Source organism: Shewanella sp. 1CM18E (genome assembly GCF_023161665.1).
GTDB lineage: Bacteria > Pseudomonadota > Gammaproteobacteria > Enterobacterales > Shewanellaceae > Shewanella.
On sequence record NZ_JALNTW010000001.1, the window covers coordinates 134,144 to 151,141 of the forward strand.

At 43.7% G+C, this 16,998-nt stretch carries 12 protein-coding genes and 1 pseudogene; 4 read left to right on the forward strand and 9 right to left on the reverse strand.

What is annotated here, in order from left to right; genetic code table 11:
* Nucleotides 1-277 precede the first annotated feature (277 nt).
* Nucleotides 278-1,138 (forward strand): N-acetylneuraminate synthase family protein, encoded by an 861-nt coding sequence (locus MSG37_RS00625; protein WP_248468650.1) that lies wholly within the window; start codon nucleotides 278-280, stop codon nucleotides 1,136-1,138.
* On the opposite strand, the pseudogene MSG37_RS00630 reads toward MSG37_RS00625, so the two are convergent.
* The 7 genes and pseudogenes from MSG37_RS00630 to MSG37_RS00660 all read right to left on the reverse strand — a co-directional run.
* Nucleotides 1,131-1,280 (reverse strand): annotated as a pseudogene (locus MSG37_RS00630) (IS110 family transposase); the annotation flags it as partial. The gene MSG37_RS00625 and the pseudogene MSG37_RS00630 sit on opposite strands and share 8 nt — an antisense overlap.
* 143 nt (nucleotides 1,281-1,423) lie before the next feature.
* Complete coding sequence (locus MSG37_RS00635; protein WP_248468651.1) at nucleotides 1,424-2,656, reverse strand: ATP-grasp domain-containing protein; 1,233 nt, start codon at nucleotides 2,654-2,656, stop codon at nucleotides 1,424-1,426.
* Nucleotides 2,657-2,659: 3 nt separating this feature from the next.
* Nucleotides 2,660-3,412: a 3-oxoacyl-ACP reductase family protein gene (locus tag MSG37_RS00640; RefSeq protein WP_248469121.1), complete on the reverse strand. Its 753-nt coding sequence runs from the start codon at nucleotides 3,410-3,412 to the stop codon at nucleotides 2,660-2,662.
* Nucleotides 3,412-5,190: a 1-deoxy-D-xylulose-5-phosphate synthase gene (locus MSG37_RS00645; protein WP_248468652.1), complete on the reverse strand. Its 1,779-nt coding sequence runs from the start codon at nucleotides 5,188-5,190 to the stop codon at nucleotides 3,412-3,414. The genes MSG37_RS00640 and MSG37_RS00645 overlap by 1 nt, the downstream gene beginning before the upstream one ends.
* Nucleotides 5,191-5,192: 2 nt before the next feature.
* Nucleotides 5,193-6,404, reverse strand: a complete 1,212-nt coding sequence (locus MSG37_RS00650; RefSeq protein WP_248468653.1) for a methyltransferase domain-containing protein — start codon at nucleotides 6,402-6,404, stop codon at nucleotides 5,193-5,195.
* Between the two features lie 32 nt (nucleotides 6,405-6,436).
* The gene (locus tag MSG37_RS00655) at nucleotides 6,437-7,360 is read right to left on the reverse strand and encodes a class I SAM-dependent methyltransferase (RefSeq protein ID WP_248468654.1); all 924 of its coding nucleotides are present in this window, start codon (nucleotides 7,358-7,360) and stop codon (nucleotides 6,437-6,439) included.
* Between the two features lie 111 nt (nucleotides 7,361-7,471).
* Nucleotides 7,472-8,458: a hypothetical protein gene (locus MSG37_RS00660; protein ID WP_248468655.1), complete on the reverse strand. Its 987-nt coding sequence runs from the start codon at nucleotides 8,456-8,458 to the stop codon at nucleotides 7,472-7,474.
* Between the two features lie 346 nt (nucleotides 8,459-8,804).
* On the opposite strand from MSG37_RS00660, the gene MSG37_RS00665 reads away from it, so the two are divergent.
* The gene (locus MSG37_RS00665) at nucleotides 8,805-10,751 is read left to right on the forward strand and encodes a glycoside hydrolase (protein WP_248468656.1); all 1,947 of its coding nucleotides are present in this window, start codon (nucleotides 8,805-8,807) and stop codon (nucleotides 10,749-10,751) included.
* Between the two features lie 3 nt (nucleotides 10,752-10,754).
* On the forward strand, nucleotides 10,755-11,960 hold the full coding sequence (locus MSG37_RS00670; protein ID WP_248468657.1) for an NTP transferase domain-containing protein: 1,206 nt from the start codon (nucleotides 10,755-10,757) through the stop codon (nucleotides 11,958-11,960).
* Nucleotides 11,961-12,016: 56 nt separating this feature from the next.
* On the opposite strand, the gene pseC is transcribed toward MSG37_RS00670, so the two are convergent.
* Both pseC and pseB read right to left on the reverse strand, forming a co-directional pair.
* Nucleotides 12,017-13,165: a UDP-4-amino-4,6-dideoxy-N-acetyl-beta-L-altrosamine transaminase gene (gene pseC / locus MSG37_RS00675; protein ID WP_248468658.1), complete on the reverse strand. Its 1,149-nt coding sequence runs from the start codon at nucleotides 13,163-13,165 to the stop codon at nucleotides 12,017-12,019.
* On the reverse strand, nucleotides 13,162-14,163 hold the full coding sequence (gene pseB / locus MSG37_RS00680) for a UDP-N-acetylglucosamine 4,6-dehydratase (inverting) (RefSeq protein WP_248468659.1): 1,002 nt from the start codon (nucleotides 14,161-14,163) through the stop codon (nucleotides 13,162-13,164). Before pseB ends, pseC begins: the two co-directional genes overlap by 4 nt.
* A gap of 343 nt (nucleotides 14,164-14,506) precedes the next feature.
* Between pseB and MSG37_RS00685 the strand changes: the two genes are divergently transcribed.
* Nucleotides 14,507-16,936: a 6-hydroxymethylpterin diphosphokinase MptE-like protein gene (locus tag MSG37_RS00685; RefSeq protein WP_248468660.1), complete on the forward strand. Its 2,430-nt coding sequence runs from the start codon at nucleotides 14,507-14,509 to the stop codon at nucleotides 16,934-16,936.
* Nucleotides 16,937-16,998 lie beyond the last annotated feature (62 nt).

Below are 16,998 nucleotides of genomic sequence, written 5' to 3' on the forward strand. Positions count from 1 at the left end.
CGCTAATGAAGTAGTGTCGCTTCACTATTGCTAAGCCAGCATCATCTAATTTGATGTCCTGAAAACCCTGTTTAAATTCCAACAATGCTAAATTTATTGGTTTCGCCGCCGATAGTATTACCTAAAGATTGGTATAAATTATCGCTTTGAATACTCAGCAAAGTTATCAAGTTTGAGTGTGATATGATTACGCGCATTTATCAGCCTATACAATTGCTGTAAACCCGTAAGACCAATAAGCGCAAATGGACAAGTTTAGCATTAGGAATCACCAAGTATGAGTCAGCCGTTATTTATTGCAGAAGTGTCTAGCAACCACCATAAAAGTTTAGATCGTTGTATTGAATTTATTGAAACTTCTGCCGCAATTGGCTGTGACGCGGTCAAATTCCAGCTCTTTAAAATTGATCAGCTTTTCTCGAGTGAAATTCTAGAGAAAAGTGAAATGCATCGCGCCAGAAAAGAGTGGGAACTTCCTGTTGAATTTATTCCAGCATTACGTGAAGCCTGTGAGCATTTTAATATTCAGTTTTCTTGTACGCCTTTTTATTTAAAAGCAGTAAAAGAGCTTGAGCCTTATGTACATTTTTTCAAAATTGCCTCTTATGAGCTGCTTTGGACAGACTTATTAATTGAGTGCGCCAAGACCCAATTGCCTGTTGTGATCTCCAGCGGCATGGCAACCATTGAAGAGATAGATGGTGCGATTGCAACGCTTAAACAACATGGTGCCGATGATATTACGCTATTGCATTGTGTTTCAGCTTATCCCACCCCTGAAGACCAATGTAACTTAGCTGTTTTACAAACATTTAGAGAAAGATATGGGGTGAAAGTCGGTTGGTCTGATCACACCGTATCCCCCGCTGTACTTAACCGAGCAATTCATAAGTGGCAAGCTGACACCATTGAGTTTCATCTCGATTTAGATGAGCAAGGTGCTGAATATGCAGCTGGACATTGCTGGCTTCCACAGCAGATAGCACCGGTTATTCGGGGGGCAAAACTGATAGATGCTATTGATGGTAACCCTATTAAACAATTCGTCCCCTGTGAAACTGCAGATAGAGAGTGGCGCGCCGATCCCGAAGATGGTTTACGTCCATTTAAACAGATCCGTGCAAGCTTTCAGGGATAGACTTCAGCAGTTGAGCATCTTCATTTTGCTCGACAAGCTGTTTCAGCTTTTTGTCTTGCCCTGCTATTCGCTCATTAAGCTGTAAATAGTACTCATGACGCTCAATCAGCTCCTGCATTAACATGGGAGAGATAGGCACTTTCTAGCTAATCAATGTGAACCAACGCATAACTCCATAGCGATGATGGTTCGTCTCTTTTATTGCCTAATCCTAAGGTTAGCTTAGAGATTAGACGCACCATCTAATTAAGCCCTTATTGCTACTTAAGGGCTTTCAGGTTAACGCTACAGGGTTGAGACTTTTAAGGTGTCATACACCCAGTTGACTCTCTGCTCCAATTGTTGACGATCATCGGCGGTGACGATAAAGACTCCGAACCGACTCGCGTGACTTGTGGTTTCAGGTACCACATCACCCACTTGATACCAGATCTCAAGCTTCTTAACAAAATCTTCAGCTTGAATAGTTTCAATTCCCGAGATAGACGTGACTTTTCCTGGCTTTGGAAAGAAGTAACGATTCGCTACCGCTTGGTCGATAATTGGCGTTAGCTTCTCTAACTCTGGTGGCTCGCCCAAGGCAATGTTAAGTGCTGCCTCGACATAATTTATCCCGAGGCCTAAAGGAACTAGACTTTCAGAAAAATCACCACCGCTTAGGCGAGTTGCAACCTCAATAATTTTAGGGCCTACATCGGTATACACAATATCGCCTTTAATCACACCATCTGTTAGGCCAAGAGCCAAAGCCGCTTGCTCAATTAAGGCTTCCACTTTAGCTCTTTTTTCACCTTGAATTAAACTTGGCTGCCAACCACCATTCTCAATAATATTGGGTGCAAACCGACTTAACATTTCGTAGTTACGATCGACATAACCAGGTGTATAGGCTTGCCCACGATACATGATGGTCTCGGTGCTAATCTGTGGCCCTGCAAGGTACTCCTCCACCATCACGTCACCAGCAAAAGACTCTCTTTTAGCCTTGTCATAAAGCGCTGACAAATCCGAGCCCTGCGTCAGTAAAAACACACCTCTGGCACCAGAACGGTCGAGAGGCTTGATGATTAACGGCAAGCCTCTTTTAGCTGCTATCTGCGCTAAATGCTCGGCACTTTCTAATAAGCAAAACCAAGGAATAGCGACACCGTGGCGCTCAAAACATTGCTTCATCTTAAGCTTATTAGTGGTAATCATGGCCGCTTCAATAGGAATATGCGGCACCTGAATATGTTCAGCCAGCTGAGCGACATATTGTGATATATCGCTGCCCATAACGCACACGGCATCAATTTTTCGCTGTCGCTCTTGGTAGTCATCGACAAAAGCTTTTAAGGCTACTAAGTCCATGGTACTGACAACAGCATAATCATCGGCAATCGCAAACCCGGGAGAGTCAGGGTTTGCATCGACAACGACCGTGTACAAGCCCATCTTGTTCGCTGTTTTGATCAAAAACAGCTGATCACGACTGCCACCAAGTAGCAGTACTGTTTTATGACATTTAGCTAGCGACATCTATTAAGCTCCTAAAATAGCACCGCCACTCACAGCTAATACTTGAGCAGTCATATATTGCTGCTCATCAGAGGCTAACATCACACAAGCACTGGTGATATCTTCCATACGAGCCGCCTTCTTTAGCAAGGTCATATCGATCACTTTTTGCCCCGCAGGACTATCTATCTCATCGGCGGTTTGATCCGTACGAACGATACCAGGCGCAACGGCATTAACAAGAATATTGTGCTCTGCCCCATATCGTGCGATCACTTTAGTTAGGCTATTGAGTCCTGCTTTAGATACCGCATAGTGAACCGTTTTAGGGCCATGGTATTGTCCGGCTACTGATGAAATATTGATAATACGACCGCCTTGCTGCGCTTGCATGTAAGGGAACACTTCTTGGCAACAGATAAAAGGTCCTTTAAGATTCACTCCCATTATCTCGTCCCAAGCTTCATCGGTCACTTCATCAAACCAACCGCGCTTATTGATCCCCGCATTGTTGACCAAGATATCGATCTTTCCAAAAGCGGCTACAGTCTGTTCGAATAACTGCTTTATCTCGGCTCGCTCAGTAACATCAGCCTTAACAGCAATGGCACTGTGTCCATCCAAATTAAGCTTATCGGCTAACGCCTTAGCTTGCGCTTCACTATGGACATAATTGATTACGACCTTGGCTCCTTGAGCCCAATACTCCTGTGCGATCGCGGCGCCAATGCCTCTTGAAGATCCAGTAATAACCGCAACTTTACCAGCTAAACGCATCACTTGGTCACTCCTAAATAGTTTGGCCATTGCTGTGCAATTTGCTCAATGATCTGCCCTGGCATCATGCCGCACTCGGCGCTGCACTCATCTTTGCTGCCTGGATGAACAAACTTGTCATCAACGCCGCTTCTTAGTACCTGCATAGATATGTTTGCATCAGCAAGGGTTTCTAGCACTAGAGAGCCAAAACCGCCATTAAGCACGCTTTCTTCAAGTGTTATCAGGTGCTTTGTTTGCGCAACTAACTCAATAAAACGCTCTGCAGGGAAAGGTTTAATCGATTGCACACAGATGATGCCGTAGTCTTTGCCCTGCGCAGCTAATAGTGCTCTAAGCTCATATGCCGCAACTAACCGGTTGCCCAAACAGACTAAGTAACCATCACGGCCCTGCACTGGGACAGATAGACCACAAGGCTCAATCAAACCGGCATCGGGTTCTGGATCTGGAATAGGCTCATAGGGATAGAGGATCACCATAGGACCCTTGGGATTGGCGAGGCGCTTCTCAATCAACTCTGTTAATGCAGCAGAGCTTGCTGGGTATACCAACTGCATATTCGGGAATGAGCGCAGATAGGGAATATCATAAATTCCGTGGTGGGTCGCGCCATCATATCCAGCAAAGCCAGCACGCACGCCAAATACCGTCACAGGTAAATCCATATAACAAGCATCATGAATAAGCTGATCGTAGGCGCGTTGCATGAAGGTCGTTTGCATACAGACGACAGGCTTTTTGCCACCCAGCGCTAGACCACAAGCCATACCTACCGCTTGTTGCTCAGCCATTCCTACATCCAGTGCACGCTCAGGAAACAATGCTAAGCACTCATCCAATGATGATGCATAAGGGGTAGCTGGGGTCATGGCAAAAACATCTTCATCCGTTGCCATCTTTTGTTTAAGTGCTTCAGCTGCAACAACCGCGTAGGTGCGCCCAACTACCGTCGCTGCAGCACCTTTGCCGGTGGCAGCATCGAACGGCATAGAGAAGTGCATCTTGTAAGGATGATCTTTCGCACAGGCCAAACCTTTCCCCTTCTCGGTTTTAACATGCACAATCACAGGCCGCGCTAATTGCTTCGCAGCAGCTAACTGCTCAAGCAGAGTCGGCATATCATGGCCATCTTCTACTAACAAATAGGCAAAGCCCATCCCTTCGAAGAAGGCTCGGCTATTGCTCTGCCAATTTTCCCCTGCTGTAAGGTTACGCATTCCTCCAACAGACTTTGCAATTGCCATTTCATTATCGTTAAGCACAATGACCAGCTTACTGTCTTTATCTTCAGCACAATAATTAAGCCCTTCGAAAGCCATTCCCTCAACCATCGAGCCGTCACCGATCAAAGAAACAACATAATTAGCTGGCGAAGTCAGCTTAAGGGCTTTGGCATAGCCTGACGCTATAGAGAGTGAAGTACCTGCATGGGATGCATCGATTGCGTCATGCTCGCTTTCATCTCTGGCTACGAAACGATTCATGCCGCGATATTGGTTTAATGTGGCAAAGTTATCCACGCGTCCCGTTAAAATCTTATGGGTATAACCTTGATGACCCGTATCAAAAATCACTTTATCGTCTGGAGAGTTAAAGAGTGCATGAATGGCAACAGTGAGTTCTACCACTGATAAGTTAGCGCCGATATGTCCGCCAGTCGCAGAAATATTGCTAATAAGAAACTGCCTAATATCTTCGGCTAATTGGGTTAATTGCGCCGCCGACTGCTGTTTCAGTTCATTGAGAGTCGGCACGACTAATTGATGGGTTTTCATTATCAATCCTTACTATTAGGCTTTACGCAGATAAGCACAGTATTGGTGCCATAGGGGTCTGTTTCGTCATAAATAATGCCCGCTTTGATACCGATCACTTTGACGACAATAAAATACTGGTTAACGAGTGCCAGCAGCTCATCGAGAGAATATTCAATAAGGTGGCAAGAGTTAACGGGGATATGGCCTATGCTATTTTGAGGTGTACTTAACACTAAGACACCGCCAGGTTTCAGCACGCGCTTTATTTCGCTTAGGCACTCATGCTCAGGAACATGCTCAAGGGTTTCAAAACTGGTAACTGCGTCGTAGGACTCATCTGCAAAAGACAACTTAGTAATGTCTTCAACAAAATATTCGGTATTAGCAGCACTGTTATTTTTCTTAGCAAACTCGACACTCAACTCGTCTAAATCGGCGCCGTGAACCTCTTTTAAATGACTCGCCATAATGTTGACCCCGTAACCATCGGCACAGGCGATATCGATAATCTTCATATCAGGCTTGAGATGCTGCAAGGCGAGCTCGTAATGAAAGCCCAATCTGTCACCAGAGACAATACGATGCTCATTCACCTCTTGGCGCGGAATCGCATAAATTTGCGTTGCTAAGCGGCGGCACTCAGTCAAATATTCATCTGAATAGCTTGGTAACTCAGTTAAAAACTTAACTTTGTATCGCTGAGCGTTCATCGAAAAGTAGCACTTAGGGTGCACGAGAAACTTGGCGTCCTCAGGCTGAGTGAGTTCATCATTGATCGCTTTTAGTGCACCGATACGAAAGACTTCTGAGGTAAAGTGCACAGGAAAATCATCGGGTAACTTGATACAATCTAATTGCTCACTGATGGCGATATCCAGCATCGCTAAACTAGCCTGAGGGTCGAAGCAAAAATGAATGCCATCGACTCTGATCACATAATCGCTATCGGCTAAATCTGAACAAGCATCAATCATTCGATTAAGCGGGCTCGCATCGTGGCCGTAATACAAAGAAAGACGCTCATCATCGATAAGCTTAACGATCTCATCGAGCTCTCCGCCATAATCGAACTCAGGAGCAACCAAGACGACTTCTAAATCGGTAAAATGGCTCAAGACACGGCGAATGGTACGAACAACAGCAATCTCGTCCTCGACCATCCCCATACAGATATCGACGCCACCAGCCCATGAGCGTGAACTGGCTTGCACTAATACTCTTGTTTTTATCATGTTAATTCCTATTGAAGCGGCTTCATTTTGCATTAGCAACTGCGCTTACGGGCGTAGATGCAGATCTCTCTGCCGACACCGATTTCAGCCATAGATTGATACCAAGCCCTTTTCAGATCATTCTGACCAGACTCGATCAGGCTCATTTCAAATTTCATTCTTTTCTTATGACAAGCCCTGCCTAACTCATCGTTACCGACGTAGTTATCCCCCATCAACAAGAACATATCTATTGGGAAACTAGACTCTTTCAAGAAGACATCAAACCCAGAGTTATTCAACAATTGAGTCAGAGAACTGACATCAAAATAATTCAGGTGGTGAGGAGGTGCTAACCACCAAGGCTCAAGTCCATCGACCTCTCTAACGGTCTTTTGGAATGGATTGTAATCATTGGGAACTGAGATACAGACCAACCCACCATCCTTGACGAGTAAATGAATACACTCCAGTAACTCAATAGGGTTAGGAATATGCTCGAGCACATTACAAGCATGAACCACATCAAAAGGTTCAAATTGCTTTACGCTGGTAGGATTTAAAAAATCGCTTACCACATCGATTCCCAGTTCTCTGGCGTGCTCACTCGCCTGTTTGGAGGGTTCAATACCTTGAGTGACCCATCCTCGTTGCTTACCGTGATGTAAGAAAAATCCAGGACCGGCGCCAACATCAAAGACGCGCCGATTGCCCGTTGGTAGATGCGTTTCAAAAGTATCAAATCGGTCGGCAAAAACACGTTCCCACCAGATCGCGTCCTCTTTGCTTTGACTTAAAAACAATGGCTTATCTTTAGTGTAATACTCTTCTCGATAAACCTGCTCCAACTCCTGTGCCGTAGGCATTGGCGATACATGCTTAAAACCGCATACTTCACAATCGATAACATTAAAGCCATGACGATTGTCGATGACGTTACCAGTGTGCTGTTGAGCATCGCTGTTTGTGCCAGCCATGTTTACTTCTCCTTTACGCATTCTTCGCTGTGACAAGCAAAATGCATACCGATAATTTTTTGACGAATAAAAAACACCAAAAGTAATGTTGAAGCTAGAGCGACCTTTTCATTAACCTTTAAAGGAGGGGTCATTGACTTGCAAAAATCGCGCAGTGAGTATTTTACTCATAATATTGTCTATGCCATTGGGAATTGAGCACGGTTCGGATTCAAATAAACAAATTTTGTCCAACTCTGTCATATCAATGGCTCTGGCGAGCTGTTTTTCGGCAAAACTTTGGCTGGCGATATGGTGATCGGGCTGAGTACAAATATGACAAGCAGGAATATTTAGTACGGCAAGCTCATACGCGCTCATGCCAAAAGTGATAACAGCAAAGTCCATCTGCCGCATTAACTCCGCCATATTCGCAAGATTAGAATACAGAGTTACACTCATAGACAACTGCTGTTCGCGGCTCAATGACATGTAGTCTGGGTGACTCTGCTTTATAACGACATGCAAAGACAATTCGCTGTCCAACTGTCGTAACCGCTCTACAACAGCGCTGGTTAAACGATGAGGATCGGTCCCCCCCATCATAACCAATACCTTACGCGGTTGATTGCGGGGCTTTAAAAATGGCTCAAAAAATGCTTCTCTGACCAATAAATAATCCCACCCCACATATCGCTTGCCATTAAAGCCTTGCCAATCTAACGCTTCCACTAATGGGCTCGGAGGATAAAAGAGTAAATCGCAGCCTAAACGATAGTCACTCGGTTCATCGATAGCCACGGTCAAAATATTCGCTTGTTGCATCATAGCTATGGCCTGCAAAGGCAGACCGTCACGAATATCGCCGATAAAGATATCAGGGCATTGTTGCTTAATCACTTGCTGACACCATTGCATATAATCAATGTGCTCAAACAACTGCACATCAAAGCCATGACCCGCTAATGCCTGCATAGCAATAGCATCGTTATTAACGACAAAGCTGACTCTATGACCAGCCTCAACAAAGGCATTAGCTAAGCAGATGCAACGAACGATATGGCCCATTCCGACTTGAATTGATGCATCACAGCGAAACATCACATGCTGAATAGTCATATTGCTCTAGTACCTATATTTAGCGGCTATGAAGGAAATACCATCAGCAAGATAACACAAAGATCACAGTATCAAGTGAGTTAGTCGCTTACTGCGTAATAAACAGCATTTTTAACACTTTTGTTGCCTAAACGGTAGCTTGTCGGTGCTAATTTGTTAGCACACCAAAACACCTGTAGCTAAAAGCTATGGCTCAAGTTAGTTTATTACTGCAATTCACCATCTTAGGTCAAACTATTACCGTGACTAGTGATTGAGAATCACCTCATTTATGCTTAAACTAAAATCCCTCTGACAGCGATAAAGCTGTCTACTGTTAAAAAGTTTTATTGCGTTAAGAGTCCCTATGGCCAACACCCCGCTCCCCAATGTCTACGCGATTTTCCATTTGAACTTAGCGTTTTCCTCTATCGACACTAGCGAACATCAGCGAGTACTCAATCTGTGTTACTGGCCGTTACTGCATTTAATTGAGCGCAATAATATCCCTTTGGGAATTGAACTCACAGCTTATACTCTCGAATGCATTCAAGCAGTTGACTCTAGCTGGATCGACAAATTTAAAGTGCTACTGACAGAGGGATGTTGTGAGCTTATTGCCAGCGGAGATAGCCAAATTATTGGGCCATTACTGCCTTGGGAAGTGAATATACAAAACTTGTCACTTGGGCAAAAAAGTTATCAAGCCCTCCTCAATTATCAACCTAAAGTTGCCTACATTAATGAGCAGGCCGTATCAGCGGGTCTATTAGATTGCTATATCGACTGTGGCTTTGATGCCGTTGTTGTTGAGTGGGATAATCCCTTTTCGCACAATACAGATTGGGACAAATCATCTCGCTATCAACCGCAGCAACTTGTCGCAGCTTCTGGACGGACTATCAAAGTGATCTGGAACCATGCCGTCGCTTTTCAAAAGTTTCAGCGCTATGCCCATGATGAAATGACCCTAACCGAATATTTCGAATATCTAGACACAGAGACCCGCGGCGTAACGGCATTTTCTCTGTATGGCAGCGATGCCGAAGTCTTCAACTACCGGCCAGGGCGTTTTCATACTGAAGCGACACTCTTTGTCGATGAATGGCATCGCATTGAGCAGTTATTCACTCAAATTAAGTCCCAACAAAAATACCGCTGGGTTATGCCAAGCGAGCTATTATCTGCGACTCAAGAATACAGCACACTAAAGGTCCAGACCCCAGCCCATCCCATTTCGGTAAAAAAACAGGCAAAATATAACGTAACCCGCTGGGCGCTATCGGGACGAAACGATCTCAGCATTAACAGCCTCTGTTATAGAAAGTATTCACAGCTAAAGGAATTAGAACACGTCAGTGAACAGCAGTGGCGAGAACTTTGCCGCCTCTGGGCCAGTGATTTACGCACACATCTTACACATAAGCGCTACCAAGACTTACTGGACCGTTACCCCATTGCCATGACGGCAACCCAGACTGCACCAAAAGCAGATTTAGAAGCGACCCGTAAAGCGAATAGCGACTATCAAGTGTATCACTGTAGCGAGCGCAACATACTCACTGTCGAGCACCCTCAAATTAAGCTGGTGCTTAATGGCAAACGGGGCATGGCGATAAAGTCTTTGGCTTTTGCTCGTCACAACTTTAAGCCTATTATTGGTACGCTTGCCCACGGCTATTTTGATCATATCAGCTATGCCGCTGATTTTTATTCTAACCATTTAGTTATAGAGCGCTACTGTGAGAGAGACAGAGTCACAGACTTAAGCCGAACCCAGTTTAATATTACTCACACTAGTACAGGGCTGATCATCAGTACAGAGATAGCAACACTACAGGGAAAACTAACTAAATGGTATCGACTCGAAAACGAGCAAATTGAGTGTGGTTTCGATTTTAAAAATCGACATCGACCGGAAGCAACGATCAGACTCGGTTACCTTACGCTCCTAAACTGCAAACAACGCCATTGGTTTGCCTGCCACAATGGCGGCAAATTGCTGGAGACATATCACCCGGAGCAAGACTTTAACCATGGCACCCCTGTTTCATCAATTGTTTCTGCAAATAGTGCCTTAGGGGCAACTGAAGGTGTCTTTTACACTGGTTGTGACGACCTAGGTCTTAAGATCAGCTGGTCACCTCAGTCTTGCGCCGCCCTGCCTATGCTTTCTAGCCAAAGGGTAAATAATAGTTACTTAAATCGTGCCTGGTTTTCACTTTCTGAGGCCGATGAAACGCTCAAAGCTGATGGCGAGCTGTTGAACTTTAGCTATCAAATCACTCCATGTTTTAAAACGGATATTAATTAAACCATGAACGTTATAGCAATTGTCGGTGCTCGCCTAAACTCAAGCCGCCTCCCAGGAAAGCACCTTCTATCTCTTGTCGGAAGGCCTATCATTCAGCATATTCAAAACCGCCTAGATCGCTGTCAAACATTGACAGATATCGTACTGGCTACCACTTTAGATGAATTCAACCAGCCACTCATAGACTGGGCAAATGATAATAGCCATTGCCTCGCTTACTCAGGTGATGTTAATGACTTAATGGGACGGATCAATGCCGTCGTCGAACAGTATCAAGCGGATATAGTGGTCTATATTTGTGGGGACTGCCCACTAATTGAACCTGAGTTTATCGATCATGCTGTGAACCAACTACGTCAAAACCCACAAGCCAATAGTATTTCTCTAGCGCCAGATGTGCGCTCTATACATGAGGGTATGGCATTTTACACTCGCCAAGGTTGGGATAATCTGTTTGTGAATAGCGTAAGTGATATGGAGAAAGAGCATGTCGGCTATGCTAATCAAAGATGCCATTGCCTAACTCCATTATTAATCCAAGACAGTGATGACTTCTCTGGCGTAGAACATAGGATTTCAGTCGATACTGATGCCGACTACCGTTTTATGCAACAGGTATATCAACGTTGGTATGCGCAAAACAGTGCCGATTCCATCGTGTCATTGAAGTGGGTCGTACAGACTCTCAAACAAGAAGCCTCTCTAAGGCTGATAAATGGTCATGTAAAACAGAAAAAAGCAGCTCAGAAATACCTGTCGGTATCACTGTATTGTACTTATCAAGTCGCTAATGATGCACTATATCAATTGAGTGTAAAGCTAGGGGCAGCGCTACAGGAACACTACGGTTTAGGTACTCAACTTCATGTACTGACAACGGAAACTCTGCAAGCCACACGGTCGCAAAATAGCCAAATATACCATGAAGAGCAGGCTTTTATTGACGCATTAAAACACGATGGCAAACACTTAACACTTTATCTGCTGCCCATGTCATTACAGCAGCAAATCGAGCAGTTTAAACATCAGCTTGCAGCGGATAACAGCCTTGCCATTGAGCTTTTCGAGCCTATAAAGCATAGACAGTCCTCCCGCAGTTTCGCATTTAAATGGTTAAATAACAGGACAGAACAAACCACAACGCAAGACGTTGTAATTGATGAATTAACCCTCGAACAATTAGCAAAACTCATCACAAACTTGCCATAAGAATGGCTAAAATAGCGGCAATTTTTTTGCCGCTATTTCAATTTTATAGAATAAATTTAGCGGGAAGTTAAGAACTTTAACTGTTCACAAATATAATCGAGTTGAGCAAACTCTAATTGTGGGTGCAATGGTAAGGTGATAATACGCTGATAAAATGCTTCTGCTACTGGGAAGTCTCCAACCTTAAACCCAAGCTTGCCATAATAAGGCTGAGTATGTACGGGAATATAATGCACATTAACGCCAATATTCGCCTCGCGTAACTGTTCAAAAACAGACTTTCTATCGATCTGCTCAGGCAACAATATAATCATCAAATGCCAAGCGCTATAACTATCCTCACCAGGCGCCACAAACTCAATATTTAGTGCTGTTAGTTGCTCAGCATAATAATCTGCAAGGATATTTCTGCGCCTGACTAAGTCTGTTAATTTCTTAAACTGACTAACACCTAGCGCAGCCTGCAGCTCAGTCATTCGATAATTAAAGCCTAATGCCTGCTGCTCGTAATACCAAGCCTCATCACTATGGTCTGCATGCAGTTCATCACGTGTTACACCATGACTACGCAATAACTGCATAGACTTAGCTAAGGTCGCATCATTAGTTGTTGCCGCGCCGCCCTCGGCTGTAGTGATGATCTTCACCGGATGAAAGCTAAATACCGTAATATCACTGTATTGACAGCTACCGATAGGGGACTGCCTATAGCGGGCGCCGATACAATGAGAAGCATCTTCAATCACCTTAAAGTCGTACTCTGTCGCCAGCTGCGCTAAGGATTTCATATCACAGCAATGCCCAGCTAAATGAACTGGGATCACCACCTTAGGTAACAAACCTTTGCGCTTAGCATCTGCTAGTTTCAGCCGTAACTGACTCATGTCCATATTACCAGTGAGTAATTCGACGTCGACAAAGTCCACGTCAGCCCCGCAGTACAACGCACTATTAGCGGAAGCGACAAATGTAATAGGACTGGTCCAAACTCTATCTCCTTTACCGACCCCAAGGGCTAAACAAGCAATATGAAGCGCCGAGGTTGCACTATTAACGGCTACAGCGTACTTAACTTGAGTAAACTGGCTTAATCGTGACTCGAATAAAGGTACTTGTGGGCCTTGGGTCAGAAAGTCAGACTTAAGCACACTCACAACAGCATCAATATCTTCTTGATTAATGCATTGTTTTCCATATTGGATCATAAACCCAAGCTCTCATCCAAGGCCAAAATTTCACTCGGTGTCAAAAAGTGCGGGTTGTTACCTGAATGGTATTCATATCCTAACTCAACTAACTTGCCTTGCTCGCCTAGCATATTGGTTGAGTACTCATTGTTTCGGCCAAAAAAGGTAATACTCGGTGTTATCACAAAGTGATCATCAAACTCGATTGTATGATGGGAGTCATCAGCTGGACACATGATTTCATGCATCTTTTCACCGGGGCGAATGCCGATGATCTTATGCTCAAGATGTGGCGCGTAAGCTTTAGCTAGATCGGTAATACGTACTGATGGAATTTTAGGCACAAATATCTCACCGCCCTGCATACGTGAGAAGTTTTTTAGAACAAAATCGACCCCATCCTGTAAAGAGATCCAAAAACGAGTCATCTCTTCATGAGTAATAGGTAAGCACGCCTCGCCCTTCAGCACTATCGACTTAAATAGCGGCACAACTGAGCCACGAGAACCAACTACATTACCGTAACGCACAGCCGAAAATCGCGTCTTACCTTCACCGACTATATTATTTGCAGCGACAAACAGTTTGTCTGATGCTAGCTTTGTCGCACCATACAAATTAATTGGATTAGCAGCTTTATCTGTTGATAGTGCGATGACCTTCTCTACCCCATTTTCAATGGCGGCTTTAATCACATTTTCTGCGCCATGAATATTGGTCTTAATGCACTCCATCGGGTTGTATTCTGCTGCGGGAACCTGCTTTAGTGCTGCCGCATGAATAACAAAATCCACATCACGAAACGCTTGCTTTAGTCTATCGCCATCACGTACATCACCAATAAAGTAGCGCATGCAAGACTGATTAAATTCTTGTTGCATCTCGTACTGTTTAAGCTCATCACGTGAAAATATAATAAGACGCTTTGGTTTATAACGTTCAAGGATGGTTTTTGTGTACATTCTTCCAAATGAACCTGTTCCACCCGTTATCAAAATTGATTTATTATTAAACATTATTCTTCACCATCGCCCTTCAGGAATATAAGCTGTCAAAAAAATATCACTGGGTTATCTTTAATACAATTTATGGCAAAAAGTGTGCCATAAAATAAAAACACTCACCTGGATCCTAATCGAGAAAATCGACTGTAAACTACCAAAAACATACATACTACAGCATCGATTGATCTGAAAACGTCTTTATACCACTAAATAAGCATTCTCATAGGAGCTAACTCCTATTTATTTAATAAAGGTGGTACTAAAATTGCTTCTTAAAAGAATACCTATTTTCTAGCTGTAATGCTCGTGCAATAACAGGTTCCTAAGCAGCCGCGATCAAAACACTGAGGACAAAATGCAAAGCACAAACTCAAATACCTTTAATACTTTTGCGATAAGTCAGTTTAACGAATACTACTTACCTAGTGTCAATCGCCAAATCTTTGAAACTATTGATTCTAAAACTCACTTCGACAAACTATTTAAAGTCGAGTTTGCTAAAAAGAATACGCTGCATGTTGTTATCGGTATCGACTCGGGATTACTTGCCAACTATGTTCTTGAGTCCGTTCTACCTGCCGACAGCCAATTTATATTTGTTGAACTAGATAGTGTATTGGAGCTACTCAATGTCGAGATCCCCGAGGAATTAAAACAGCAGGTCTCTATTTGCACAATTAATGAGCTTACGGAGATCCTCAATAGCCGTTGTAATCCCGTTTACATCATTAAAGATAAGCTCGTCGTTCACCAGTCTCTCGGTGTAAGAGCTCAGCACTTAGCCGAATACGCCCAGCTGAGCAGTGATGTCATGACTACAGTTAATCAAGCAACATGTGAACATAAAACCTCTTTTAACCAAGAGATCTTCGTAGAACAACAACTGCTTAATTTAACAGAAAACCATATTCCGGCATCGATCCTAAAAGGGCGGTATCAGGGCAAAACCTGTATTGTGACTGCGGGCGGCCCCTCATTAGATGAGCACATACCATGGATTAAGGATAATAAAGACAAGCTCTTCATTATTGCGGTTTCGCGCGTCGCGGCCAAATTAACCAAAGAGGGAATCGCACCGCAAATTATTGTCTCTGTCGATCCTCAAGAGCTGAGCTTAGAGGTCAATAGCGAAATGATGGCATTGTATGATAGCTCTTTGCTCGTTCACTCCTATCACATCTGTTCCAGAATTCTTTCTCAATGGCGTGGACGTCACCTATTCACTGGCAACCGTCTCCTATGGGATGAGACTAATGATAAAGATAATATTAAATCTGTTGGCCCAACTGTAACTAATGCTGCTATAACAATTGCAGCGGAGCTAGGTTTTACTCAAGTACTACTCACTGGTGCAGATTTTTGCTACTCGAAAACAGGACATACCCACACCACGGGCACATTAGAGGCTAATCTCGGTCCCAATATGGGGCACATCGGAGATTGGGTTGAGACCTATTGTGGTGATAAAGCCGAGACTATTTTCCAACTAACTGAAGCCAAAACTGCTTTAGCCTATCAGGTGTCAACTCTACCTCAGTGTAAAGTCATTAACCTTTCACCTAATGCCGCGATCATTCCCAATATAGCTCATCTAGCATTAGATAAAATCGTTATTAAAGCTGCAAACTGTAGTCACCAAGCGCTATTTTCATTTGTTGATAAGCAAACCATTGATTTAAAAAAGCACTACCAATATTGTCTAAAGCAGATGAGTGAAGCCGTATCATCGCTACAGGCGATATTAACATTGGCAACCACAGCGCTAAAGCTCAATCAAAAGCAGAGCCAAGCAGAGCAATTAGATAAAATTGAACACAAGATCAATAAGCACCACGGTAAACTCGCTAAAGTCATTAAATTCTATGGTTACTTGGAATTTAGCCGTTTCCTCTCTACAACTGAAAGCAGTCAGTGGTCACAAGTACACATAGAGAAAATGACAGCTAACTACTATGAGGCGTTTATTAGCGTGTCTAAGAAGCTTGAAGTCATTTTCAAGCGAGCACAACAGCGCTGTCTCTCTCGCCTAAACGAAGTAAACCAACCTGACGACATTGAGCCACTCATCGAGCAATGGCTACAAGATAATCAACCTGGGCGTTCGCTCGTATGGGCACACAATTTAACTCGTGAGCTATCAAGTAAAGAGGTATTAGCACTAGAGCCTTTAATTAATGAGTTTCAACTACGGCTAACCGATCATCAGCGTTACCAGTCAAAGCTGGCAGCAGGTTACTCGCTTGAAGAAGCCTTTAATAAGATAATGACGTTAGTCATCAAGAAAAACCTTCAAGGACTCATGCTTATGGCTAGCACACTAAAGCCTCGCGCTAGAGAAAGTGAGCTAGCAAAACGCTTATATCACTTAGCTTATTCCTATTGTTTAGAGCTACAGGGCGAACCTCAACAGGCACTCACGACATTGTTAGAGTTAGGTTCTGAGCTATTTACTGAAGTAGAGTTTAAGCAGGTAAGTGTCCTGTCGCTAAAACTCGGACATCTAGAACTTGCAGCCCTTGCATTACAGCAATTGGTAAGTTTAAGCGATGAGTACCTGCCGCAATATGCACATTTACTCAAGCTCCAAGGACAAGCTCAACTCGCGCTGAACACCTATATGGACTACCTAGATAAATACCCTAATGACATCTTAATATGGTTGAAGTTGGGAGCATTTCTATATGAAGTCGAACAAATACAAACGGCTAGAGATGTCTTCAACCAAGTTCTTGCACTTGACCCAACCAATCAAATTGCAATTAATCAATTAGCCAAGATAGCTTAACGCCTCAAGCCGCTAACATTATGTTAGCGGCGGTATCTAAATCCCATACAAAGCCTTATAAT

What these genes read in the sequence shown, in the direction of transcription:
- MSG37_RS00625 (WP_248468650.1), top strand. Translation starts at nt 278, where the DNA reads ATGAGTCAGCCGTTATTTATTGCAGAAGTGTCTAGCAACCACCATAAA.
- MSG37_RS00635 (WP_248468651.1), bottom strand. Translation starts at nt 2,656, where the DNA reads ATGTCGCTAGCTAAATGTCATAAAACAGTACTGCTACTTGGTGGCAGT.
- MSG37_RS00640 (WP_248469121.1), bottom strand. Translation starts at nt 3,412, where the DNA reads ATGCGTTTAGCTGGTAAAGTTGCGGTTATTACTGGATCTTCAAGAGGC.
- MSG37_RS00645 (WP_248468652.1), bottom strand. Translation starts at nt 5,190, where the DNA reads ATGAAAACCCATCAATTAGTCGTGCCGACTCTCAATGAACTGAAACAG.
- MSG37_RS00650 (WP_248468653.1), bottom strand. Translation starts at nt 6,404, where the DNA reads ATGATAAAAACAAGAGTATTAGTGCAAGCCAGTTCACGCTCATGGGCT.
- MSG37_RS00655 (WP_248468654.1), bottom strand. Translation starts at nt 7,360, where the DNA reads ATGGCTGGCACAAACAGCGATGCTCAACAGCACACTGGTAACGTCATC.
- MSG37_RS00660 (WP_248468655.1), bottom strand. Translation starts at nt 8,458, where the DNA reads ATGACTATTCAGCATGTGATGTTTCGCTGTGATGCATCAATTCAAGTC.
- MSG37_RS00665 (WP_248468656.1), top strand. Translation starts at nt 8,805, where the DNA reads ATGGCCAACACCCCGCTCCCCAATGTCTACGCGATTTTCCATTTGAAC.
- MSG37_RS00670 (WP_248468657.1), top strand. Translation starts at nt 10,755, where the DNA reads ATGAACGTTATAGCAATTGTCGGTGCTCGCCTAAACTCAAGCCGCCTC.
- pseC (WP_248468658.1), bottom strand. Translation starts at nt 13,165, where the DNA reads ATGATCCAATATGGAAAACAATGCATTAATCAAGAAGATATTGATGCT.
- pseB (WP_248468659.1), bottom strand. Translation starts at nt 14,163, where the DNA reads ATGTTTAATAATAAATCAATTTTGATAACGGGTGGAACAGGTTCATTT.
- MSG37_RS00685 (WP_248468660.1), top strand. Translation starts at nt 14,507, where the DNA reads ATGCAAAGCACAAACTCAAATACCTTTAATACTTTTGCGATAAGTCAG.